Origin of the sequence: Chryseobacterium panacisoli (assembly GCF_008274625.1) — a bacterium.
In the GTDB taxonomy this organism is placed as follows: domain Bacteria; phylum Bacteroidota; class Bacteroidia; order Flavobacteriales; family Weeksellaceae; genus Chryseobacterium; species Chryseobacterium panacisoli.
This window is the reverse complement of the sequence record NZ_VTRU01000001.1, coordinates 148,903-173,772: the sequence shown is the minus strand read 5'-3', so window position 1 is coordinate 173,772 and position 24,870 is coordinate 148,903. Positions and strand designations below refer to the sequence as shown.

General features: G+C 35.7%; 24 protein-coding genes. 8 read left to right on the top strand and 16 right to left on the bottom strand.

Annotated features, from left to right (window positions below; genetic code table 11):
* Positions 1-170 precede the first annotated feature (170 nt).
* Entirely contained in the window at positions 171-671 is a 501-nt protein-coding gene (gene infC, locus FW781_RS00825) for a translation initiation factor IF-3 (RefSeq protein ID WP_172625635.1), read from the top strand.
* Between the two features lie 140 nt (positions 672-811).
* Here infC and FW781_RS00820 read toward each other — a convergent pair whose 3' ends face one another.
* The gene (locus FW781_RS00820) at positions 812-1,375 is read right to left on the bottom strand and encodes a hypothetical protein (RefSeq protein WP_149385681.1); all 564 of its coding nucleotides are present in this window, start codon (positions 1,373-1,375) and stop codon (positions 812-814) included.
* A gap of 157 nt (positions 1,376-1,532) precedes the next feature.
* On the opposite strand from FW781_RS00820, the gene FW781_RS00815 reads away from it, so the two are divergent.
* A complete protein-coding gene (locus tag FW781_RS00815) occupies positions 1,533-1,901 on the top strand; it encodes a hypothetical protein (RefSeq protein ID WP_228720104.1) in 369 nt (122 codons plus the stop codon).
* Positions 1,902-2,028: 127 nt separating this feature from the next.
* Positions 2,029-2,595 carry a hypothetical protein gene (locus FW781_RS00810; protein ID WP_149385680.1) on the top strand — a complete coding sequence of 189 codons (567 nt, stop codon included), beginning with the start codon at positions 2,029-2,031 and terminating at the stop codon, positions 2,593-2,595.
* 81 nt (positions 2,596-2,676) lie between these two features.
* Here FW781_RS00810 and FW781_RS00805 read toward each other — a convergent pair whose 3' ends face one another.
* From FW781_RS00805 to FW781_RS00795, 3 genes are all read right to left on the bottom strand, one after another.
* On the bottom strand, positions 2,677-3,306 hold the full coding sequence (locus FW781_RS00805; RefSeq protein WP_149385679.1) for a response regulator transcription factor: 630 nt from the start codon (positions 3,304-3,306) through the stop codon (positions 2,677-2,679).
* A 2-nt stretch (positions 3,307-3,308) separates the two neighbouring features.
* Positions 3,309-5,516 (bottom strand): ATP-binding protein, encoded by a 2,208-nt coding sequence (locus FW781_RS00800; RefSeq protein ID WP_149385678.1) that lies wholly within the window; start codon positions 5,514-5,516, stop codon positions 3,309-3,311.
* Positions 5,517-5,577: 61 nt separating this feature from the next.
* Positions 5,578-8,046 carry a tetratricopeptide repeat protein gene (locus tag FW781_RS00795; RefSeq protein WP_149385677.1) on the bottom strand — a complete coding sequence of 823 codons (2,469 nt, stop codon included), beginning with the start codon at positions 8,044-8,046 and terminating at the stop codon, positions 5,578-5,580.
* A 1,002-nt stretch (positions 8,047-9,048) separates the two neighbouring features.
* Between FW781_RS00795 and rpmI the strand changes: the two genes are divergently transcribed.
* The 5 genes from rpmI (at position 9,049) to FW781_RS00765 (ending at position 13,896) form a co-directional block, all read left to right on the top strand.
* Positions 9,049-9,246, top strand: coding sequence for a 50S ribosomal protein L35 (gene rpmI / locus FW781_RS00785; RefSeq protein WP_002979658.1), 198 nt, complete (start codon positions 9,049-9,051; stop codon positions 9,244-9,246).
* A gap of 119 nt (positions 9,247-9,365) precedes the next feature.
* A complete protein-coding gene (rplT, locus tag FW781_RS00780; protein ID WP_034694451.1) occupies positions 9,366-9,710 on the top strand; it encodes a 50S ribosomal protein L20 in 345 nt (114 codons plus the stop codon).
* A 380-nt stretch (positions 9,711-10,090) separates the two neighbouring features.
* Positions 10,091-11,272, top strand: a complete 1,182-nt coding sequence (locus FW781_RS00775) for a M28 family peptidase (protein WP_149385675.1) — start codon at positions 10,091-10,093, stop codon at positions 11,270-11,272.
* Positions 11,273-11,336: 64 nt separating this feature from the next.
* The gene (locus FW781_RS00770) at positions 11,337-12,512 is read left to right on the top strand and encodes a M28 family peptidase (protein WP_149385674.1); all 1,176 of its coding nucleotides are present in this window, start codon (positions 11,337-11,339) and stop codon (positions 12,510-12,512) included.
* Between the two features lie 214 nt (positions 12,513-12,726).
* Positions 12,727-13,896 (top strand): M20/M25/M40 family metallo-hydrolase, encoded by a 1,170-nt coding sequence (locus FW781_RS00765; RefSeq protein WP_149385673.1) that lies wholly within the window; start codon positions 12,727-12,729, stop codon positions 13,894-13,896.
* Between the two features lie 67 nt (positions 13,897-13,963).
* On the opposite strand, the gene FW781_RS00760 is transcribed toward FW781_RS00765, so the two are convergent.
* From FW781_RS00760 to FW781_RS00705, 12 genes are all read right to left on the bottom strand, one after another.
* Positions 13,964-14,308 (bottom strand): hypothetical protein, encoded by a 345-nt coding sequence (locus FW781_RS00760; RefSeq protein ID WP_149385672.1) that lies wholly within the window; start codon positions 14,306-14,308, stop codon positions 13,964-13,966.
* The gene (gene hisIE, locus FW781_RS00755; protein WP_149385671.1) at positions 14,305-14,892 is read right to left on the bottom strand and encodes a bifunctional phosphoribosyl-AMP cyclohydrolase/phosphoribosyl-ATP diphosphatase HisIE; all 588 of its coding nucleotides are present in this window, start codon (positions 14,890-14,892) and stop codon (positions 14,305-14,307) included. The genes FW781_RS00760 and hisIE overlap by 4 nt, the downstream gene beginning before the upstream one ends.
* Positions 14,889-15,641, bottom strand: coding sequence for an imidazole glycerol phosphate synthase subunit HisF (gene hisF / locus FW781_RS00750; RefSeq protein ID WP_149385670.1), 753 nt, complete (start codon positions 15,639-15,641; stop codon positions 14,889-14,891). Before hisF ends, hisIE begins: the two co-directional genes overlap by 4 nt.
* Positions 15,634-16,356 carry a 1-(5-phosphoribosyl)-5-[(5-phosphoribosylamino)methylideneamino]imidazole-4-carboxamide isomerase gene (gene hisA, locus FW781_RS00745; protein WP_149387329.1) on the bottom strand — a complete coding sequence of 241 codons (723 nt, stop codon included), beginning with the start codon at positions 16,354-16,356 and terminating at the stop codon, positions 15,634-15,636. Before hisA ends, hisF begins: the two co-directional genes overlap by 8 nt.
* Before the next feature lie 2 nt (positions 16,357-16,358).
* The gene (gene hisH, locus FW781_RS00740) at positions 16,359-16,937 is read right to left on the bottom strand and encodes an imidazole glycerol phosphate synthase subunit HisH (protein WP_149385669.1); all 579 of its coding nucleotides are present in this window, start codon (positions 16,935-16,937) and stop codon (positions 16,359-16,361) included.
* Positions 16,938-16,939: 2 nt separating this feature from the next.
* Positions 16,940-18,034, bottom strand: a complete 1,095-nt coding sequence (gene hisB / locus FW781_RS00735) for a bifunctional histidinol-phosphatase/imidazoleglycerol-phosphate dehydratase HisB (RefSeq protein ID WP_149385668.1) — start codon at positions 18,032-18,034, stop codon at positions 16,940-16,942.
* Entirely contained in the window at positions 18,031-19,062 is a 1,032-nt protein-coding gene (hisC, locus tag FW781_RS00730; RefSeq protein WP_149385667.1) for a histidinol-phosphate transaminase, read from the bottom strand. The genes hisB and hisC overlap by 4 nt, the downstream gene beginning before the upstream one ends.
* Positions 19,063-19,449: 387 nt before the next feature.
* The gene (gene hisD, locus FW781_RS00725; RefSeq protein ID WP_149385666.1) at positions 19,450-20,724 is read right to left on the bottom strand and encodes a histidinol dehydrogenase; all 1,275 of its coding nucleotides are present in this window, start codon (positions 20,722-20,724) and stop codon (positions 19,450-19,452) included.
* A gap of 236 nt (positions 20,725-20,960) precedes the next feature.
* Positions 20,961-21,818, bottom strand: a complete 858-nt coding sequence (gene hisG, locus FW781_RS00720; RefSeq protein WP_149385665.1) for an ATP phosphoribosyltransferase — start codon at positions 21,816-21,818, stop codon at positions 20,961-20,963.
* Positions 21,819-22,065: 247 nt separating this feature from the next.
* On the bottom strand, positions 22,066-23,163 hold the full coding sequence (locus FW781_RS00715; protein WP_149385664.1) for a glycosyltransferase family 4 protein: 1,098 nt from the start codon (positions 23,161-23,163) through the stop codon (positions 22,066-22,068).
* Positions 23,160-23,936, bottom strand: a complete 777-nt coding sequence (locus FW781_RS00710) for a polysaccharide deacetylase family protein (protein WP_149385663.1) — start codon at positions 23,934-23,936, stop codon at positions 23,160-23,162. Before FW781_RS00710 ends, FW781_RS00715 begins: the two co-directional genes overlap by 4 nt.
* 1 nt (position 23,937) lies before the next feature.
* Entirely contained in the window at positions 23,938-24,867 is a 930-nt protein-coding gene (locus tag FW781_RS00705; RefSeq protein ID WP_149385662.1) for a glycosyltransferase family 2 protein, read from the bottom strand.
* Between the last annotated feature and the right edge of the window lie 3 nt (positions 24,868-24,870).

Sequence of the window (24,870 nt, the reverse complement as noted above, 5' to 3'; positions counted from 1 at the left end):
AAAAATTAAAAGATTGAAGGATTCAAAGGTTAATACAATAACAGAATCTTTCAATTTTTAAATATTTGAATCAATTAAATTAAGTAATTAACCAATAAAATTATAATACAATAGCACAAAGATTTAACAACAGGGGCCCACAAAGACGTCCTGTACAGGAGGACTTACACTTGATCAACGATAAAATTCGTGTGAGAGAGCTTCGTTTGGTGGGCGATAACGTAGAGCCAGGAATTTATCCAATTGACAAAGCAAGACAGATTGCTGCGGAACAGGAATTGGATTTAGTAGTAATTTCTGATAAGGCTGAACCTTTTATTGCAAGAATATTAGAATACAAGAAATTCTTATATGAGCAAAAGAAAAAACAGAAGGAACTTAAAGCTAAGCAAGTAAAAGTGGTTGTAAAAGAGATCCGTTTCGGACCTCAGACCGATGACCACGATTATGAATTCAAAAAGAAGCATGCTGAAAAATTCCTTGAAGAAGGTTCTAAGCTAAAAACCTACGTATTTTTTAAAGGACGTTCGATTATCTTTAAGGACCAGGGAGAAATTTTGCTTTTAAAACTTGCTCAGGAATTAGAGCACGTAGGAAAAGTAGACCAGCTTCCTAAACTTGAAGGAAAAAGGATGATTATGATGATGAGTCCTAAAAAACCAGCAAAATAATTAAGTCATTATTTTAATATAAAAAAACCTCAAAGCAATTTGAGGTTTTTTTATGCTAATATTTCAGAGAAGACAGTAAATATTGCTGACCCAGACTACTCTATCTCCTGGATTAACAGCTATTCTTTACAAGATATCTATTATCCTTCAAAATTTCCACAATCATGCTCTGTAAAAAGTGATAGAGCTTTGCTAGTGGTAAAATATTTGGATATTCTTTTGTTTTTTAATTCCAGTTTCTTACCTTCTATCACAAGTTCGTAAACGGGAGCTTTATCTATTTGTGTTATAATATAAGTTCTTTCCGGTGTTTTAAAAATGGTTTTGTTTCCTTCATTAGAAAATGAGAAATCATCAATTTCAAAAGTATCTTTTTCCTCACATACATTGGTCCACCTGATCTGCTTCTTTGTTATAGAAAGGCTTGTCAGATCGCATGAATAGCAATTCCCGGAGAACTCTATTCCATATTTATCATATACATTTGTACTTTTACTATTCAGCAAATCAATAGGAACTAACGTTGAGAAATCACCTGGTATCTCTGATTTTGGCAAATCATTCTTTACGGGTTCCGGTGTAGATGCCGCAACTTCTTTTTGGGTATCCGGAGAAGTATTTTTTTTCACTTTTTTGTCTGTAGCAGGTGAACATGACGCTAGTAAAGCAGTCACAAGTGAAAGGCTGATTATTAAGTTTTTCATTTTTATAAAGTAAATTACAATATTAGGTTTATCATTTGGTAAAATTGTCTAAATTCTGTCATTCAATACATCCCTGTTTTCAGCCATTTATTCCCTATATCAGGCGGTTTTGTTGGTATCTGTACTGAATACTGATACATTTGCCCAAAAATATAAAATGAAAATTTTAAATCAATTCTTCATCTCATCTATGGTTGCTTTTGTGGCATGCAATCAACAGAATAAAACGACAGAAACAAACAAAGCAGAAACTGAAGTTAAGCAAAAAACGATAACACTGGCCGACTTCAAAAAAATAAAAGGAGTAGATAATGTGCAGGATGTTCCGTTTCAATTATTTACCAAGCTGGATTCTATCCAATTTTTTGTGACTCCGAATAAAGATGCAGCACATTTAAAAATGGCTTATCATAAACTCAATAATTATTACGGATTTGAAGAATTTGAGGACTTCTACTCTATTCATTACAGCATTAATAACAATATTTCGAACAGTATTGAAGCTAAAGATCCGGTTGAAAGCTGATCTGTTTTAGAACGTTTTTTAGTGCACAATTAATTTAAGCTTAGCATAAGAATAAAAACCCCTGAAATCAGCCAGTGTTTACAGATATAAAGTCCAATATCTTTGCAGTAATATTTAAAGAGATCTAATGAAAAAATTAAGTTTGACACTCCTTTTTTGTTTACTAAGTTTTATAACCTTCGCACAATCGTTGAAAGTAGTTATTAAACAGGACGGAAAAGTAATTGAACCTGTAAATGATGTCTATGACCTGAAAAAATCGACCTTCCAATTTGAAATTACATCAAATAATCTGGAAGGGTTTCTAGTGGGAGCCACTACGAATAAAGATATTTATGCAGGAGCCCTTGGCGTTTTGAATACTGAGGTTGCCTGGTTTCAGAATACGGGTATGGCAGAGGAATTATATAATAAGGACAAAGAAATGTTTCTGATGGATTCAGCGCCATCCTATTGGTATTATACCGATGCGAAAGATCATAGATTTGATAAAAATCCTAAAGGTAATGCAAAACAATGGACAGCTACGCGTACCATTACACGTTTTTATGATATCATGATAGATCAGCCTATTGATTTAAAGGATTTTAAAGACAGGGTTTTCATATTAATGTATGAGCCTGTGTATAACGACGAATATGACTTAGTAGGAAAGAAAAATCTGTTCCAGGCTGCTTTGAGGTTTAAAGATTAATAAGTACACACCCGATTATTTGATTATATAAAAAAGGTCTGCTTTTACGATGTAAGCAGGCCTTTTTGTTGGATGAATATTTTACTCGATCACTAAACCGTATTCTATAGCCAGTTTAATAGCGGAACTCAGATTAGAAGTTTGAAATTTCTCAATAAGATTTTTTCTGTGACTTTCCACCGTGTGCGGGCTGATAAAGAGCTTTTCTGCCATTTGATTGGTGGTAAGTCCTTTTGCTGCTTCGGCTAAAATTTCCTTTTCTCTTCGCGTCAGTTTCGGGACATGATTTAATCCATCTGCTGATTTTTTCTCCAGAACAGATCTTGTTTGTGAACATAGAAATCGGTCACCGGCATATACGGCAGTGATTCCTTCAATAATTTCGGAAACTGATGCATTTTTCTGAATATATCCCAAAGCACCTTCAGCCAGAGAACTGTTGATGACAGGCAGCTCATTGTGAACACTGAGAATGATAATCTGAAGGTTATTATACTTTTTCTTTAAAGGTTTTATCAGTTCAATACTGTTGATATCTGCCAGATTGATGTCCAGCAGTAAAATATCAACGGCTTGTTTTGCCAGGCCTGTATTCATTTCAGAAACACTTCTGAAACAATCTACAACATCTATTGTATTGCTGTTTCCTAAAATATTCTTCAGTCCTTCTAAGAGAAGTGGATGATCATCTGTTATGGCTACTTTTATCATGTTTAATGAATAGGAATTTGAAGTTCTATGCTGGTACCAATATTCAATTCGGAGTTGATATTCATTGTTCCCTTTAAAAATTGGACTCTTAATTCTATATTGTGAAAACCTGCTGTTTTTCTGACATCCAGGTTGGTATGATCGAAACCTTTACCGTTGTCCTCTACCGTAAGATTTAATAAGTTTTCTTCTTCGCTTACCTGAACAATAATCTCGGAAGTATCGGCATGTTTTATTGCGTTATTCACCAATTCCTGAATGATCCTGTAGATTATCAGCTGCTTTTCCTGTGATATGGAATTGCTGTAGTTGATAAATTCAGTATGAATTTCCAATGCACTATTGGAGATACGGGAAGCAAATTCCTGAATGGCTACTTCCAAACCGTATTTCGTTAACAAATCAGGCATTAAATTATGGGCAACACGTCTTAGCTCTTCTACAGCTCCATCAATCTGGTCAATCGATTTTGAAATTCCTTCTTCTATGTTTCCGAATTCATGAGGATCTAAATAAGACAATTGATGTTTTGTTCCGGAAAGCAATCCTCCCAGCCCGTCATGAAGATCCCGGGCAAGACGGCCGCGCTCCTGCTCCTGCCCTTCAAGCAATGCGGTAAGTGTGGAAATTTTTGAGTTTTGTTTCTCTTTTTCCATGGCCAGTGCATGCAGCTCGTCTCTTTGTTTCATAGACTTGGCACGCTGTTTATAGGCATACAGTAATAAGAGAATCAGAACAATGAAAAAGATAATAAAAAAAGTATAGTAAGTATTGATCTTTTCCTTGAATGCCAATAGCTTTTTAAAGTTATTAATGTCATTATTCTTCTGCACTGTTTCCAGTTTGGCTAAACGAAGCTGCTGTTCTTTCTTCTCTGATTCAAGTTCTGAAAATTTCAGTCGTTCACGCTGGTTTTCTTCTACCAGCTTTAAGTTGTTATAGACCTGTTCACGCTGTGCCCTGAGGATGTTAATCAGTTTAATTTCCTGTGCTTTTTTGTCACTTTCCAGCTGTAACTTGATATATTTCTGTTCCTGTCGTTCTTTATCAAACTGTGATTCTAATCTTTTGGTGATATCCAGCTTTTCCTGGTCGTAAACGCTTTTGTATTTATCAACATAACTTTTATAATAGGTCAGCGCTTCTTTATAGTTCCCCTGCTCTTCACTAATTCTGGATAGAGATTCAAGAATAGACAATTCAATATTATGATCTCTTACGGGGCTTTTTCCAATTTCCATGGAAGCTTTTAGAAAATAAGATTTGGCTAAATCATAATTCTTATTCTGCAGCGCCAGTTCTGCCAGAATCCCAAACGAAGAAGCAATATGAATAGCATCACCGGTTTCCAGGCTCACTTTATTGGCCAGCTGGGCGTATTGCATCGCCTTATCGCTGTCAAACTCGGTATATAAATTGGCTAAATTGATGGCTGCATACGAGAGACTGCTTCTGTTGAGCATCCTGTCTTTATTTTTGTTGAAAGTCGCAATAGCCTGAAGATAATACTGCTCTGTTTTATTTCTCAGCTCCGTATTTGATGGATTTTGAATGTATTTCTGTTCATACACATACCCCATTCGCATATAAGCATCAAATATCAGATTGGGATCATTTTGTTTGGATGCCAGCAACAGAAACTGCTTGCTGTATTTTTCTTCCAGCTGATATTCATTGAGATTGGAATAAATCGTAGACAATTCTTTCGCTACGTTCCCAAATCTACCATACAATGTAGAAGTTGTTGGTGAGTTTTCATAATAATCAATTGCTTTCAGATAAGCGGCAACAGCATCAGTTGTTTTGTTATTGCGGGTCAGAATCCAGCCTTTAGCATAATTAAAATAGCCTTTCGCTTCGTTACTATTCGTTTTTAAGCTATAGGCCTTTGCCATGTCAAGACTTTTTGAAGACTCTGCTGTTTTATTATCCAACCGGTAATTCATGGCCTGTACAGCGTACAAAATTGTGGCATACTTTCCGTCTGCCTGTTTTGCTGCAATGGAAATATTGGTTTCTAAAATTTGATAAGACTTAGATTTGAGGTTATGAAAAAATAAGGCAGTCGCATATTTGGGAGCCAGGCTGAGCTGTTCTGCCGTATTGTTTGATGCATGGCTGTATTCCTTTTCTAATTTATTCAAAACATCCTGCGCCTGAGCAAAAAACGGACAAACACAAACAATAAATATAAATAATAACCTGTACATCAAACCCTTATCTCTATTAAATTTCAATCCATTAAGGAGCGTAAATATAGGTAAATCCCTGTTAATCTATCTTGAAACCATTCTTTTCGGCAAAAGACTTCCATTTCTGAAATTTCTTTTCATTTTTAAATGCCGGATCTTCGCCATAGTAATATACCAGACGCTGCGCTGCATATTCGTAGGCACTGTAAGCATTAGCTTGTTCAAAATACCTGATGGCTTTCTTCAAATCTGCTTTTACCCCCATACCAAGTTCGTAGATAATCCCATAATAAATACCTGAATAAGACTGATCATAGTCCTTTTTTAAGTACAGTAACAGGTTGTTATAATCTCTTAACTGGTAATAGATTTCTGAGATTTTATCGTAATTATAGTAGTACTTTTTCTCAGCTTTCTGATAAAAATCCAAAGCTTTATCATAATCCTGCAGTACATGTTCTCCAAAATAATACAGATCACCCAGATTGGCAAGCGCCATTCCGTCACCCAGCTCAGCACCTTTTCCGTAAGCCTGAATTGCTTTTTTTATATTAAAAGAATACCCTGTTCCGTTGTGATACAAAGCACCAATATTGTTCCAGGCTACAGGATGATTGTGTTGTGCTGCTTTTTCGTAATAGGTAATGCCTTTTTGGGGATCAAACAATGATTCAATCTCAGGATCGGTAAGTAATATCCCTATTTCTACTAAGCTATCTGTGTCATTTTTTTGAGCAGATAACTCAAACAAACGAAGCGCTTCGTGGTAATTTTGATTTTCTTTAGCGTCAAAAGCCATTTTTTTAATGATTCCAACCTCCATGAATTGTTCGGAGTTTTTACCAGCCTGACTCTTCCAACGGTTATAAAAAGAAGTAAAATATTCCAAATCTTTTCCCCGGAATGAATACCGGTCCAAATAAATAGCTCCATACTCTGAAGACTCTACCCGATGGATGCTTTTATCATCATTCATTCTAAACATATTTTCACCCCGATATAGAAATAACAGACCTTCTTCTGTTCTGTAATTCAAAGGATTGGAAATGTAATCGTACAATTGGGAAGACAGGCCTTTCTCAAAATCAAATAATTGGGAACCCTCTTTTTTTTGAACCGATAAAAATCCATTTTCCACATAATGAATTTGCTTTATTTCTGATTGGGGAGCAATTAACCAATGCTCATTGTCTGCATCAAAAAGTCCTGATCCGGTTTGGGTTTCAAGAATAAAGACATTAGTTTTATACCCGACATTTGATTCCGCTTTTACTTTAATAACAGATTCATTTTCTAATAGAAACTGATGTTTTAGGGTGTGATAAATCTTCCAGTTTTTATCTTTACGAACAGCGAGAGCTTCAAAATTATCTATTAAAACCAATTGATCGGCTTCGTCTATGATAAGAATGCCTTTTTCATCTATTAATCTGCCTTTCTTGTCAAACTTGTTTGGTTTGATCCAGAAACAGGTATTTGTTTTTATAATACTGCCTTCTAAAAAGTCCCCCAGATAGTTTCCTTCTTTCGTATAATATCTACGTTTGCCTGTTCCTTTTTGTTTGGTGAAAAACAGCTCAGGGAAATAATCGTACTCATAAGGATTTTCGCTTTCAGTGGGAATAATCAGTCCATTCTCATCATTGTAAACACCAAATTTCCCGTCTTTTTCTACACCTAAGAATCCATAGGCTACTCTTTCAATGGCATCATAATCGGGAGGAACCATCCAGGTGTTTGAATAGATTTTTAAAATACCTGATTTTCCATTCACTTTTACTTCACCTAAAGGTTCCTGTGCAAAATCGAATACATCGAATGCTTCTTCATACATTGGAGGAATCCATTCTTTTCCATCACTTTGCAGATAACCGAATAAAGTACCTTTTTGAACCACTGATATACTGTAGATATAGTCTGCTTCAAAAATATCATCATAAATGGCCGGAGCTAAAATAGTGCCTTTAGCATCTTTCAGACCGAACTTTCCGTCATCTTCAAATACAGAAGAGGCGGCTTTTTTATAAGCAAGTTCCTCAAAATAGCCCAACCCGTAATTAATCCAGTCGGTTTGTAAAATTTCGAGAAAAGAGGAATATCCTGTTTGCGAGAATAAGGAATCCAACAACAAAAGATTCTGAGCTTTCACAGCCTTTTTAAACAGCTTGCTTTTCTGCTGTATTTCCGCGAGCCATTCCTTTGCCTGTACCTTATGTTTTTCTTCGTTCATATTGAAAACATCTGTTGCATTCAATACGAAAGAATCGTAAGGCAAGGCTTCCAGAAATTCAAACATTTTATTAACGGGTTCGTAGTACGCTTTTTTGTAATGCAGCTGATAAGTATCGGCCAGCAGATTGAAAAAGTAACGCAGCTGAACAATTCCCTGGTTTTTATCTGAGAAAAACTCAACGCCTTCCACTTTGATATCTTCCGCCAGCAGAGGATACAGTAATAATGGAATTTCGTAGTTCCACTCGCCCAGATAGGTATCGAATGTCTGATTCGATTTTTGATCGTAATTGTATAAATAAATCCGGTGTGCCATTCATTAAATTTTATACGTCGGAAAACATTAAAACATTCCCGGTTATATTGATTTTATTGAAATCAAATACCTGTATTGTGTGAAAGTGCCTATTACTTTTACAGCTTCTCCTCCACTCAATTTTATTTGGTTAGTGTTTTTACCCATACTTTTTAGTATTTGTTCGAAATAAGAATTTATCTTTTAATTGGGCGTGAAAAAGAAAGCTATAAAAGTTATAAAATTAATGTTTATCTAAGGGAAAGACTGTCAACAGCTATCATCAAAATCATGAATTTTTAACCGTTTTATCTTTAGTAAACTTTTGAATCAAAGATAAAAATAGGGATTGCATAAAAACATCCCTGATATCAGTGGTTTTTTTTTATCATTTGTGTCTCTTCAGAAAACTCATTAAAAACCTTATTTTCAGTTTTTTAGAATAATATTATACAAAAATAAAATGCAGCTAAAGCAACTCCAACAGTTCCGGAGATGAGAAATAAGAGCATATAATACCATCCACTTTTATTTTTCTTTCGTATCAAATTAATTATAAAAGTAGTGAGCATACATAAAAATCCTGTTCCGAAAAACACGATCAAAACAGCAAGAAACAATGCTCTTTCCAGGTGTAAGTCTGCAGATGATAACATATTTTAAATTAAGAGATTAAGAAACTTTTTGTTTTCGTTCGCTTGGTAATTGTTTTTCATTCATCGAAATTTTATTCATTGTACTCATCAATATTAGAGAGAATTGAAAAACACTGCAATCCCTATTATCAGCTATATTGTAAGAAATCTGAAACCATTAACAGGTATCTTTTGGTCTTTTTCAAGTCATTGCTCATAAGAATAACTGATCGTAAGAGGTTATAAGAAAAGATAACCCCATTTGTCTGCATTAAAAATTCCTTTCATGTGTCACTTTTTTTTTGTACTTTTGCACACTATTATTCCTAATGTCTTTAGGAGTAGCCAAAACAGATATTGATAACAAAAACAATAAAAAAGCAGAACAATGCCAAAATTAAAAACGAAATCAGGTGCTAAGAAACGTTTTGCTCTTACCGGTTCAGGTAAGATCAAAAGAAAAAACGCTTACAAAAGCCACATCTTAACTAAGAAAGAAACTAAGCAGAAGAGAAATCTTACTACTACTTCTTACGTAGCTAAAGTGGATGAGAAAAGCGTACAACGTCAATTAGCAATTAAGTAGTTTTTATAAATCTATATTCGGTTTATAAGAATTCAAAACAAATTCAACATTTTAACCCTGAAACGGTGCAAATAAGAGTAACATCAGTTGCCGCCCTTTTCAAAAAAACAATTTAAATTATGCCAAGATCAGTAAATGCCGTAGCTTCAAGAGCTCGCAGAAAGAAAATTTTTAAGCAAGCTAAAGGTTTTTTCGGTAGAAGAAAGAACGTTTGGACTGTAGCTAAAAACGCGGTAGAAAAAGCAATGCAATATGCTTACCGTGGTAGAAAAGAGAAAAAGAGAAACTTCAGAGCACTTTGGATCACTCGTATCAACGCGGGAACCAGAGAGCACGGAATGTCTTACTCTCAGTTTATGGGAGCTCTTAAAAAGAACAACATCGAACTTAACAGAAAAGTTTTAGCAGATTTAGCAATGAATCACCCTGAAGCTTTCAAAGCTGTTGTAGATCAAGTAAAATAATGTAGAATAGATTTTGTTATCAATATAAGTCCCGGGTTTTCCCGGGATTTTTTTGTTGTATACTTTTCAATTTTACGTGTTTTCAAACTAAAATTCAGTTTCAGCTCCTTCAGGTTTCAGAAGCATTTGATATATCATTAGCAACAGTTACCAATTTCAACAATGAATTACTTAATTTTTTAACATAAATATTTAAAATTTAAGAAAAATATAAAGAAATGCAATTCATTTAACGAACATCAATCTAACATAATGATAAATAGCATAAAAAGATATATTATTATTAAAAAAACAAATAATTATCACAAACAAGACTTAATTATTAATAATAAATAATGATTTATTGCTATATTTACAATTCTTAAAAATAAAGTATCAAAATGAAAAAAGCTGTAGTTTTTTTGCTGACTTCCATTGCAGTGCAAAATATAGGTGCACAGAGTTTTATTCAGGCTTATAAAAACCGGGCTGATATGGTCACGCAAGTCAATATTAACACCAACCTCCAGGAATTTGCCGGGTTTGGAATAAAAAAAACAGGAACAACAGCTAATAATAATGCGCTGGATTGGCTTAAAAACAAATATCTGTCTTATGGATATACAGCCAGTGATTTTTCTGAAGATGCTTTCACCTATGGAAGCAATTCGTCAAAAAACCTGATTATCACTAAAACCGGTACTTTATATCCCAACAAATATGTCATTATCTGCGGGCATTACGATACCATTGTAGGACCCGGCGTAAGTGATAACGGCAGCGGAACCTCTATTATTCTTGAAGCGGCAAGAATTCTGAAAGATATTCCTACAGAGTATTCTATCAAGTTTATTCATTTTTCCGGAGAAGAACAGGGTCTGGTGGGAAGTAACCATTATGTAAACAATGTAGCTTACCAAGGAGGCACAAAGGTTCTGGATATAAAACTTGTTTTAAATATTGACCAGGTAGGAGGCCTTTTAGGAAATAACAACAATACCATTAACTGTGAAAGAGATGAGGGCGGAATGTCTTCCAATAATGCAATTTCAAATACTATGACACAGGAACTGATGACCTGTACTAGCCTCTACTCACCCTTGCAGACCAATCTTTCTCATGCTTACGCCTCAGATTATATGCCTTTTGAAGCTAAGGGCTATACTATTACCGGATTTTACGAAACGATCCAAAGTAATAATGAGCATACGGTAAGTGACACCTATGCCAATATCGACCCTGTATATGTTCTCAATGTCGGGAAAGCAGCTGTGGGAGCACTACAGCATTTTGCCGTTGCCACAACATCAAATAATCTCTTAAGCACCCATGAAGCTACGGCACAGAAATCAGCAGAAGAAATCAGAATTTATCCTAATCCTGCAAAAGACCTTGTAACTGTGGAATTTCAGCAAAAGGTAAAACAATTCAAAGTTGAGGTAAATGACATGGCCGGAAATACTGTTTTAACCCTTGAAAATCAGGAAAAAATAAATACAACAGGCTTAAAAAACGGAGTGTATACATTTACCATCAAGACCGATAAGGGAAACACAACAAAGAAAATAATCATTAATAAATAATGTCAAGCTTGAAATACAGATGATGATTAATTTGTATTGTATTTCATGTATTAGAATCATAAAAATGAAGAAAATCGCTACTCTTTTACTGGCTTCCTTCGCTTTGCAAAGTCTTGGAGCTCAAAGTTTCATTCAGGCTTATCAGGACAGAGCGAATATGGTAACTCAGACCAATATTACAACTTACCTTCAGGAGTTTGCTAATTTAGGGGTTAAGAAAACAGGTACAACAGCAAACAATAACGCTCTTGAGTGGCTTAAAACCAAATATCTTTCCTATGGATATACAGCCAGCCAGATCGTAGAAGATCCTTTCACTGCAGGAAGTTATAATTCTAAAAATCTGGTGATTACCAAAACAGGAACAGTATATCCTAATAAATATGTGATCATTTGCGGGCATTTCGACAGTATTACAGGTTTGGGAGTTAATGATAACGGAAGCGGAACTTCTATTATCCTTGAAGCAGCCAGAATTCTGAAAGATGTACCCACAGAATATTCTATAAAATTCATTCATTTTTCCGGAGAGGAACAAGGGCTTCTGGGAAGCAGCCACTATGCCAATACAGTAGCGTATCAGGGCAGTAACCGTGTTTTAGATATAAAACTGGTCTTTAACCTTGATCAGGTGGGTGGTGTAATGGGAAATAATAACAATACCGTTTACTGTGATGAAGATCAGGGAGGACTTCCATCCAATAATGCGGCTTCTGCAGTGGTGACCCAGGAATTGAGAAACTGTACGGCACTCTATTCTCCTCTTCTGACCGCTGTAGATCCGGCAGAAGATACGGATTACATCCCTTTTGAACAGAAAGGCGAAGTGATCACAGGATTTTTTGAAAGAATCAGAAGTACATACCCGCATACGGTAAATGACACTTTTGCCAATACGGATCCCGTATACATTTACAATATAGGAAAAGCATCTGTAGGGGCACTTCAGCATTTCGCTGTTGCTACAGGAACATTGGGAACACATGAAGCTGTAGCAAAAAACACATTGGAAACGGTAAAAATTTATCCAAATCCAGTAAAGGATATCATCAATATTGAGCTTCCTGATGCCGGAATCAAGAACTTCACTTTTGAGGTGACTGATTTTCAGGGAAGATCTATTTTCAAAAGAACCAATGAAACAAAAATTAATGCTTCCGGATTGGAAAATGGTGCTTATCTTGGAATTTTAAAATCAGGAGATCAGACTGTAGTAAGAAAAGTAATGATTGAAAGATAGCTCGCAATTCAATATCAATAAATTATAAAACCTTTGAAACTGTTCAGAGGTTTTCCTTTTTCTACTAACCCAATATTAAAGAATTTATAACACTTACACGCTTTTCAATGCGAAATATATTGACAGCATAATAAAAATTTCATTTTATCTTAAAACATTAAACACTTTATTGTGATTTATTAACTATATTAGTATTACCAAAATAATATTATATATGAAAAAAATTACAACACTTTTATGTGCTGCCTTCATGATGCAGTCCATCGGAGCTCAAACTTTTATTCAGGCCTATAAAGACAGAGCAGATATGGTCACTCAAGCCAATATCACTGCAAATCTTCAGGAATTTAGTAATTTAGGGGTAAAAACTACGGGCTCAGTAGCAAACACCAATACTCTTAACTGGATCAAAAACAAGTATATTTCGTACGGCTATATAGCCAGCCAGATAGAAGAAAGTCCTTTTACTTTTGGAAGTACCAGTTCAAAAAACTTAATCATTACCAAAACAGGAACGCTTTATCCTAACAAATATGTTATTATCTGCGGACATTATGATACCATCTATGGCCCGGGAGTAAATGATAATGGCAGCGGAACATCTATTATTCTTGAAGCCGCAAGGATTCTGAAAAATGTTCCTACTGAATACTCTATAAAATTCATCCATTTTTCTGGTGAAGAGCAGGGATTAAAAGGAAGCAGCCACTACGTAAATAATGTGGTATATCAGGGAGGTGTACGCAAATTGGATATCAAACTTGTCTTCAATCTTGATCAGGTAGGAGGTGTGAAAGGAAATAATAACACAACCGTATATTGTGACGAAGATCAGGGAGGAGTATCCAGCAACAATGCAGCTTCAGCGGCTGTCACTCAACAGCTGAGAAACTGTACAGCACTCTACTCTCCTCTTCTGACGGCTGTAGACCCTGCTGCAGATACGGATTATATCCCTTTTGAACAGAAAGGTGAAGTGATTACCGGATTTTTTGAAAGGATAAGAAGCAGCTATCCTCACAGCTCTAAAGATACTTTCACCAACATGGATCCTGTCTATGTATATAAGATTGGAAAGGCTACTGTGGGCGCTTTACAGCATTTTGCAACAGCTTCCACTACAATGAGCAAACCTGCTTCTAAAAACGCTTTAGAAACAGCAAAAATCTATCCCAATCCTGCTAGCAATGTTCTCAACATTGAAATCCCGGATTCCAAAGAAACAAACTTCAGTTTTGAACTCAGCAATTCTATGGGAAGATCAATACTAAGAACAACTAATGAAAGAAAGATTGATGTTTCCGGCCTTCAAAACGGAGTGTATATTGGAGTTTTAAAAGTAGGAGATCAGACACTTGTTAAAAATATTATGATTGAAAGATAAATATCTTAAGATCCAGAATAAAAACAGCAGGAGGAATCTTCTGCTGTTTTTGTATTTTCAAGGTACCTCATTTTAGTTTAAAGTCATTTTGTAATGCTAATTCTTTAATTTTAGAAATTATAACTTCATCATTAATATTACCATAGTCTTTTAATTTACAATAAGATAGATATTTAATTTGAGAAGCTAACTCATTTTTAAGATCTTTCTGCAGTAATCTATCAGCAATTTCGATTGCCCAATCATACTCTTCTAAATTAAACCAACAATTTGACATGAATAACAACCTGTATTTTTCAGACTTTGAGGACAAGCCATTTAAGGCTTCTAAAATAGTAAGCGATGATATGTACTGCCCACTATCCATCAAATTCTTAGCTTTTTGCAAGGGAGAAATATTCAAAGGTTTCATTTATTTCTGCTTTGAAGAATCTCCTCTATCTCTTCCATTGAAAAACCTTTAGCTTTTAATAAAATCAAGAAGTGATAGAGCAAATCTGCGGCTTCATTTTTAAAAAGGTCATCGTTATTGTCTTTTGCTTCTATTACCAGTTCTACAGCTTCCTCACCTACTTTTTGAGCCATTTTATTGATTCCTCTCTGATAGAGCGAGTAAGTGTAAGAATCTTCAGCTTTAGTATCTATTCTCTGAGAGATTTTTTCTTCCAGCTCATAAAGAAATCCTTTGGCATTTTTTTCTCCGAAACAGCTGAAACTTCCGGTGTGGCAGACCACATTTTTTGGTACGGCTTTTATTAATATTGTGTCCTGATCACAATCTATATCAATACTTTTTACGGATAAAAAATTTCCGGACTCCTCACCTTTTGTCCAGAGTCTGTTTTTGGAACGGCTGAAAAAGGTAACAACCCCTTCTGCTTTTGTTTTTTCAAATGCTTCTTCGTTCATATAACCCAGCATCAGCACCTGCAATGTTCTGCTATCCTGAATAACCACAGGAACAAGCCCATTATCTTTATTAAAATCTATGTTCATCGTACTTCAATTTTTTGAGTTTTTAACTGCTCTTTTAAATCCTGAATCCCTATTTCATTAAAATGGAAAACACTGGCTGCCAGAGCTCCTGTAGCTTTTGTTTCATTAAATACTTTAACAAAGTCATTTGCAGTACCGGCACCTCCGGAAGCTATCACAGGGATACTGATATTTTCTGAAACCAACTTTGTGATACGGAGATCAAAACCGTTTTTGGTACCATCTCCATCCATAGAAGTCAGCAGAATTTCTCCTGCTCCCAAACGTTCTGCTTCTTTTGCCCATTCTGCCGTAAAAAGTTCGGTTGCTTCCCTTCCACCTTTGATATGAACCAGATCTTTATTATCAATTTGCTTTGTATCAATGGCTACCACAACACACTGGCTGCCGAATTCTTTGGCTAAATCAGAAATAAGTTCTGGATTTTTTACCGCAGAGGAATTGATGCTGATCTTATCGGCTCCCGCTTCCAAAAGCTTTCTAACATCTTCTACAGACGAAATTCCACCTCCTACCGTAAAAGGAATACTAAGTTCTTTTGCAATTTCTTTTACCAGCTCTATAAATGTTTTTCTATCCTCAATAGTAGCGGTAATATCCAGGAAAACAAGTTCATCAGCGCCTTCCTGCTCATACTTTTTAGCGAGAACTATCGGATCTCCTGCATTTTTAAGACCTTCAAAATTGACTCCTTTCACCGTAGCTCCGTCTTTTATATCAAGACATGGAATAATTCTTTTCTTAAGCATTTTCAATAAAGTTTTGAAGTTGTTGTAAGCTTATTTTTCCCTCATAAATTGCTTTCCCGATGATTGTTCCAGCACAGCCGATATCTTTCATTTTATAGACATCAGCGATCCCTGAAATCCCTCCGCTTGCTACCAGCTGAACTGATGTTTTATATAAAATCTCAATATAGAGTCCAGTTGAAGGACCTTCCAGCATACCATCCTTTGCAATATCAGTACATATCGCGGTCTGCATTCCTTTTTCCTGATACTGAAGAATAAAATCAATGATATCATTGTCACTTTCTTCCAGCCATCCTGAGGTCTTAATCTTTCTGTTTTCACAGTCAGCTCCCAAAATAATTTTTTCAGCACCATACTTTTGTAACATTTTAAAACAGAATTCCGGGTTCTGAACCGCAATACTTCCTAAAGTAATTTGCTTTGCTCCGGAATTAAAGGCTGTTTCAATATCCTCCTGAGTTTTCAGGCCTCCTCCAAAGTCGATATGCAACGACGTAGAATGAGCAATGTCTTCCAGTACTTTCTGGTTGACAATATGCTTTGATTTTGCCCCATCAAGATCCACCAGATGAAGAAACTGAATCCCAAAACGCTCAAATTCTTTTGCCACTTCTACAGGATTTTCATTGTATATTTTCTTTGTGTTGTAATCTCCTTTTGACAAACGGACACATTTGCCGTCGATAATATCAATAGCCGGAATTATTTTCATCATTATAAATTTATAAAGTTCTTAACGATCTGATTTCCTACGATTCCTGATTTTTCAGGGTGAAACTGCACTGCATAGAAATTATCTTTCTGTAATGAGGCACTGAATGGCAGAATATAATCACAAACAGATGTTGTAAAGTCTGAAAGTTCACAATAATAGCTGTGAACAAAATAAACATCACTGCTTTTTTCAATTCTTGAAAATAGTGATGAGGTCTGTCCCGAAACGGTGTTCCAGCCCATATGCGGAACAATATCTTTTGCCGGGAATTTTCTCACATTGATATCAAAAATCCCCATTCCTTCCGTATTTCCTTCCTCATTTTCTTTGCACATCAGCTGCATTCCCAAGCATATTCCTAAAACAGGCTGTGTAAGGCACGGAATCAGGAGATCAAGTTCTCTTTCCTTCAGCAGTTTCATTGTTGAGGAAGCTTCTCCCACTCCGGGAAAAATTACTTTATCGGCTTTTAAAATCTTTTCAGGGTCATCAGTAATCACTGAGTCGATATTGAGTCTGTTGAGGGCGTTCTGAACAGAGTTTACATTTCCGCCGTTGTATTTTATTATGGCTATCATATTTATAAACTTCCTTTTGTAGAAGGCAGACTGTAATTAGTATCCGATTGATTCACTGCCATTTTAACGGCTTTTGCAAAGGCTTTAAAGATAGATTCAATTTTGTGGTGCTCATTGTCTCCTTCTGCTTTGATATTCAGATTGCATTTTGAAGCATCTGTAAAGGATTTAAAAAAGTGAAAAAACATTTCGGTAGGCATATCCCCAATCTTTTCTCTTTTAAACGGAGCATCCCACACCAACCAGGGTCTGCCGCCAAAATCAATAGCCACCTGAGAAAGGCAGTCATCCATTGGAAGCAGGAAACCATATCGTTCGATCCCTTTTTTCTTTCCTAAAGCTTTTAAAATAGCTTCTCCCAGTACAATTCCTGTATCTTCTATCGTGTGGTGCTCATCTACGGCAAGATCTCCGTTTACTTTAATGGAAAGATCCATATTGCCGTGTCTCGCAATCTGATCCAGCATGTGATCAAAAAAGTGAAGCCCCGTAGAAATATCTGAACGTCCGTTTCCATCAAGATTAACTTCAATTTTAATATCTGTTTCATTGGTTGTACGGGAGACTTTAGCTTTTCTCATTCCTGATTTTAAGAACTGATAAATCTCGGACCATTTTGTTGCAGACAGTTCAGCTTCCTCATTAAAGTTTTGATTAAGATAAATAGCTCTACAATTCATATTTTTAGCAAGTTGAACGTCTGTACTTCGATCACCAATTACATATGAATTTTCCAGATCATAATTACCATACATGTATTTTCCCAGCATTCCTATTCCTGGTTTCCGTGTAGGAAGGTTTTCGTGTTCAAAGCTTTTATCAATTAAAATATCACTAAAAATAATTCCTTCATTTTCGAATGCCTGTACCATTTTTGCATGAGGTTTTAAAAAATTTTCTTCGGGAAAACTGTCCGTTCCCAACCCATCCTGATTGGTTACCATTACCAATTCATAATCCAGCTCATTAACAATTTTTGAAAGATTTTGGAAAACGCCAGGATAAAACTCAAGCTTTTCCAGAGAATCTACCTGAAAATCTGTGGGAGGTTCAATAATCAGCGTTCCGTCACGGTCTATAAAGAGTACTTTTTTCATTGTTGAATACTTTTCAAAAGGTTAATTAATTTTTCATTTTCTGTACGATTTCCAACATTAATTCTGATACATCCAGGAATGGCCGGATCTCTTCTGCTGGTTAAAATCTCTTCTTCAAGCATTTTTCTATATACGTTGTCAACATTTTTCATTCTGATCAGGAAGAAATTGGCATCCGTTGAAAATACTTTAGCAATACATTCAATTTCGTTAAACTGCTCCTGCAACCATGTTCTTTCTTCCAGAATATTATTTACATTGTCCTGAAGTCTGTTTTCATCATCCAATGTCTTCAAAATCAGCTCCTGGCTTAATACATTCACATTGTAGGGTGCTTTAACCGTATTGATCAGACTGATAATTTCTTCGGATGCATAAGCCATTCCTACTCTCGCTCCCGCAATTCCCCATGCTTTAGAAAAAGTTTGCAGTACAATTAAGTTAGAATATTGATCCAGCAGCTCTAAGCTTGATTTTTTTCCTGAAAATTCAACATAAGCTTCATCAACTACTACAATTCCGTTGAAATCCTGAAGATAAAATTCAATATCATCAATACTGTTTCCGGTAGGGTTATTGGGTGAGCATAAAAAGAAAATTTTCAATGAAGGATCTTCAACCGTGTGTAAGAAATTGTCCTTTACGATTTCAAAATTTTCATCCAAATTCAGTTTCAAGACCCTATTTTCATTAATTGCTGCATAGAAGCCATACATTGCAAATGACGGATTCATCATCAGAATGGCATCTTTTTTAGGCTCACAGAAAATTTTAATGATAAGGTCTATCAGCTCATCACTTCCGTTTCCTATGGCGATCTGTGAGGGAGAAAGTTTTTTAAGCTCTGCAAGTTTGTTTTTAAGTGTTTTCTGGGTAGAATCCGGATAGCGGTTACATTCCCCGAAAGGGCTTTCATTAGCATCCAGCATAACTGGAACATTAAATTCATTGTGATCTCTGAAACTAATGTAGGGCTGTAATTGTAATATATTTTCTCTTACTAAAGTTTTGATACTGTTATTTTTCATTGTCTTGATTTTCTTAAAAAATGATTCGATATAAAAATCGTTTTTAAACCATTAAGATGAATTGAGTTATTAAGAATAGCGAAGAAAATATCTTCAGATCTTTATTAAGCCGTAAGCTGAATTCAAATGTATTTGAATCTTAACTCTATTTAAAACCTTTATTTTCTTAATAGTTCAATTCTTTTTTGGATAAACGCAAAGGCGCAAAGTTTTTTAATTTTTTTGCTTTTTTTAAGGCGCGAGAAAATCGAAGATTTTCAGCAAAGGGCTGAATTTTATTTTATGTTTTTATATACATTATTCAATTTTATCGCAGATAAAATCCTTGCGTCTTAAAACATACTCCAATTATATCCTTTTTGCGTCTTCGCGTTTTCCAACATTTTATTATTTTAATCTTATGGATACTGCATTTTTGTGGGCAAACAGACCTTCTGCTTCTGCCATGAGCTCTATTGTTTTTCCCAGATTCTGAAGACCTTCCTTTGAAAGATGCTGAAATGTTATTTTTTTTACAAAGCTATCCAGCGATACTCCACTATAATTTTTTGCATAAGCATTGGTAGGAAGTGTGTGATTGGTTCCGCTGGCATAATCTCCCGCACTCTCACAGGAATAGTTTCCAAGGAAAACAGACCCTGCATTCTGAACCTCCGGAATATATCTTTCAAAATTGCTGACTGCCAGAATAAGGTGTTCCGGAGCATAAAGATTGCTGAATTCAAGAGCATCGTCCAGAGAATTCATTAAAATAAAAGAGCTGTTTTCCAAAGCCTGCCCTGCAAATTCATTTCTTGGTAAGTCTCTGATCTGCTTATCAACAGCTTCTACTGTCTCTTCAAATACTTTAAGGTCTGTCGTAATAAAAACAACCTGGCTGTCACTTCCATGTTCTGCCTGTGAAAGAAGATCCGCAGCGCAAAATTCAGGAACAGCCTGATCGTCGGCTATAACAAGAACTTCACTCGGACCGGCTGGCATATCAATGGCTACTCCAAAACGTTGTGCATATTCTTTTGCCGCTACCACAAACTGATTTCCGGGACCGAAAATTTTATTGACTGCAGGAATGCTCTCTGTTCCAAAAGTCATGGCAGCAACAGCCTGTGCTCCGCCGGTTTTAAAGATTTCCGAAACTCCGCAAAGCTTTGCTGCATAAAGGATTGCAGGATTAATATTTCCGTTCTTATCCGGTGGTGTACACAGAATAATTTCTTTACAGCCTGCCAGATTTGCGGGCACAGCAAGCATCAGCACTGTAGAAAACAAAGGAGCTGTTCCTCCCGGAATATAAATTCCAACTCTTTCTACAGCCCGGTTTTCGCGCCAGCAGACCACTCCTTTTGTTGTCTCGATTTTTTGTATCTCCTGCTTTTGAGAAGCGTGAAATATGGAAATATTTTCTTTTGCCTCTTGAATGGCCTGTTTCAGTTCATCATTAATCTGCTTTCCTGCCTCTTGAATTTCTACATCAGATACTTTAATCGTTAAAGTTTCTGCTTTATCAAACTTTCTGTTGAATTCTATTAAAGCTTTATCTCCGTTTTTTGCAACTTCTGCAAAAATTTCTGTGATGAGCCCTGAAATTTCCTTCTGCTCCAAAACAGGGCGCTTTACCAAGTCTTTCCAAGTGTCTTTCGTGGGATATCTGTATATTTTCATTGTATTATTTTAAATTTAAGGGCCTTTTATGATATAAAGTGATTAATTTACAGGGTTTTAAATGCTTTTTTAAAAACGCAAAGGCGCAAGGTTTTTAATGGTGTTTCTTTTTTATTAAGGCGCAAGAAAATCTAAGATTTTCAGCAAGTGCCTGAGCTATATTTTTTACTTAAAGCGGCATTAAATTTTATCGGTGATAAAATCTTTGCGCCTTAAAACAGTATCATAATCAACATTTAAATAACCATTTTATCAATCGGGATGATTAGAATATCCTGTGCTCCATTTTCTTTCAGCTCATCGATCACTTCCCAGAAACGCTCTTCATCAATCACAGAATGAATACTGCTCCAGCCTTCTTCCGCCAATGGAATGACTGTAGGACTCTTCAGCACAGGAAGAACATCAGCTACTTTCTGGATTTTTTCGTTGGGAACATTCATCAGAATGTATTTTGAATTTTTTGCTTTTAAAACAGCTTTGATCCTGAATACAAATTTTTCAAGAATGGCTTCTTTTTCCGTTGATAACTGAGGCGTCTGAGCTAAAACAGCCTCCGATTTCAGCAAAGTAACCGTTTCTCTTAATCCGTTTTTGAATAAGGTACTTCCGGAGCTTACAATATCACATATTCCATCTGCCAGGCCGATATTAGGTGCAATTTCTACAGAACCTGAGATAACGTGAATGTCTGATACAACTCCTTTTTTTTCTAAAAAGCTTTTGAGAGTATTGGGGTAAGAGGTAGCAATTTTTTTACCCTGGAAATAAGAGATCTCATCTGTCTCAATTTCTTTGGGAACAGCCAGTGAAACACGGCATTTTGAAAATCCGAGTTTCTGGATTGTGATGATATTTTTGCCTTTTTCAATCAGTAGATTTTCCCCGAGAATAGCAACATCTACCACTCCATCTTCCAGATATTGCGGGATGTCTGAATTCCGAAGATACATGATTTCCATCGGAAAGTTATCTACTGAAACTTTGAGTTGGTCTTTACCGTTGTTGACGAAGATTCCACAGTCTTTGAGAAGCTGTAGGGATTCTTCGTAAAGCCGGCCGCTTTTTTGGATTGCAATTTTTAATTTACTCATTTTGCCTTTTTTGAGGTCCGAGCAAATAAAAACTGATCTGTTGAAATTTCTGAGGAGAATTCAGGAAACAAAAAAACCGTCTATTTACTCAGACGGTTTTAATTATTTTTGATTTTAGCACAAACTTATATCAATCAATTCCGCCTAACAGAGATGATGATAGTAATGATGTAATGCTAAAAATATTGGTTTCATTGTTTGAATTATGATGCAAATGTAGGATTTATTTTTAAAATGCAAAGTTTTTTCAGATCAATTTTTGATAAAAATTCATCAGCTCCTTCGCAATGGCTTCGTCATTAAACTTCTGAACAAACTCAAAACCCTTTTCCTCACGGCGTTTTCTTTCGGATTCATTTTCCCAGAGAAACTTTAGTTTGGCCCGGATATCAAGGTCGTTATCCGGATTGACATACACAGAGTCTTTTCCTCCTGCTTCAGGCAGGCAGCTTGTATTACTGGTAACAACAACTGTTTTGGAAAAAAGTGCTTCTATAACAGGGATTCCAAAGCCTTCAAAGAAACTCGGATAAACAAAAATATCTGCCAGTTTATAGACCGCCGCCAGCTCATCCATAGAAACGCCTTCCAGAAAGAGCACCTGCTTTTCCATCTTATTCTTTTTAAGAAAACTTTCTATTTTCTGGTAATATTTAGTCTTTCTGCCAACCACAACAAGAGGGATTTCAGTATCCTTGATTGCTTTTACGACATTCAAAAGGTTTTTGCGGTCTTCAATAGTTCCAACATTGAGTACAAATCTTTCCGGAAGCTTAAATTTCTCTTTTACAGCCTGCATAAGCTCTGCAGTCTGCTGTTCTTTGAAAGCATGATGACATCCCTGATAAATAACTTCAATTTTATTTTCAGGAACTTTTAAATATTGAATAATATCTCTTTTGGTCTGTTCTGAAATAGCGATGATCTTATCAGCCATATCAGCTGCTTTTTTAAATTTCCAGAAATGTATTCTCCTGTCAAAAAAAGAATAATATTGTGGGTACCTTACAAAGATCAAATCATGGATGGTAACTACTTTTTTAATAGGTTTTGAATCCCATTTTAAAGGTAATTCACCGGATAAACCATGGAAAATATCTGCTCCTTGCTTTTGGGCATCTTTACCCATTTTCAGCTGACGTGAAAAGTTTCCTTTTGAGGTTTCAATAAACTGAACATTCGGGCGTTCAAGGATAGCTTTTCCCCGCTCCGACTTGTTTTTGTTGAGTAACAGATATTCATGAGCCGGTTCATACTCAGAAAGTATTCTTACCAGGTCTCTTGAGTAATTTCCCAGACCGGAGGTATTGTGGAAAAACCGTTTTGCATCAAAGGCAATCTTCATCGTTGTATCTGTTTTTGAAATTCCTGAAATGTACCGAATGTATGTCCTTTCGCCTTCAGCCAGCCTACGAACGAATCAAATCTTTCCACCATATCACTTCCTGAGTTTTTCACCGTAAATCCAGGAAGTTTAAAGGCTTCATCTTTGATCTCTGCAAATTCCCATGGATGGAAATAAATATTAAGATAATTGTCCTTTTTCAAGGTATCTGAAGCCAGTTTTTTATAGAAAGATAACGGAAAGTTGTGGAAACTCAGCCAAAACAAAGGAATTCTGAAATTAGGTGAAACGGAAGCCGGAACCTGGGTTACATTTCCTTCTTTGAAATAGGTTCTGGATACTTTTAAATTATTATATCTTCCCGGCAAAAATGTAGGATTGATGGATGAATTGTATGAATACCCTGCTCTTTCCACTTTTTTTTCGTCTACAGGCATCATTCTCGGCATTCTTAATCCGGTTACTTTGGTAGAAAATAATTCTTCCAGCTTTTCTCTTGATTCTTTCAGGTGTTTGTCTTCAAATTCTGAATGAAACCAGGTGTGAGAGGCCAGTTCATGACCTTCACTCAATAGTCTTTCAATAAGATGCCTGCTGTTTTCTGCAAAAACTACGGTAGAAAAGAAGGTAGCTTTGGCATTATGTTTTTTAAGGATATCAAGTATTCTCTCTAATCCTGTTTGTGAAATTGAAATCTGCTTTTCAAAGGGAATTTCACCCTTATATTCTAATGGCATATCAAATTCTTCAATATCAAAACTCAATAAAACCATTCTAAAATTTTTTGTTTTTAATAATATAATTAGGTCTGTCTTTCACCTGTTTAAATATTTTACCTAAATAAATCCCCATGATTCCGAGGATGATCAATTGAAGTCCTCCGAAGAAAACAATAGTCATAATTAATGATGCCCAACCTGAGATCTCTGTTTTGGCAATAAAGGAATGAATTACATATGTTCCATAACCGACTATTGAAAGCGCGGAAAATAAAAAGCCAAGATATGCTGCAAGATACAGTGGTTTCACACTGAAAGCTGTAATTCCCGTAAAGGCAAAAGTGAACATTTTCTTAAGATTATAGCTGCTTTTTCCTGAAAGTCTTTCTGCAGCAGTAAAGTCAATTCCTATCTGCTTAAATCCCATCCAGCTCGTTAACCCTCTGAGGAATAAGTCATCTTCATTAAAGTTTCTCATTACATCCACTGCTCTCGCATCCAGTAATCTGAAATCTGAGCCGCCTCCTTTCGTCAAATTAACATCTGAAAGGCTTGATAAAAGTTTGTAAAATAAGTCTGATGTTTTTCTTTTAAAGAAAGATATCTCCTTGGGATAAGTCCTGAAAGTAAAAACCACATCATAGCCTTCTTCCCATTTCTGAATCATTTCCGGAATAAGCTCCGGCGGATGCTGAAGGTCTCCGTCCATCGAAATAACTGCATTTCCCTGAGCGTTGTCCATTCCAGCTTTTACCGCGGGCTGATGACCAAAATTCCTTGAAAACTCTATAAATTTCACTTCTTCATATTGGTTGGAAAGCTCTTCTAATTTTTGTTGTGTATTGTCTCTGCTGCCATCATTTACAAATATGATTTCAAAGTCGTAGCTGCTTAAGCCATCAAAAACTTTTTTAATTTTCTGATGGATCATGGCAACGTTTCCTTCTTCGTTATAGGCGGGAATTACAATTGAAATTTTCTTCATATT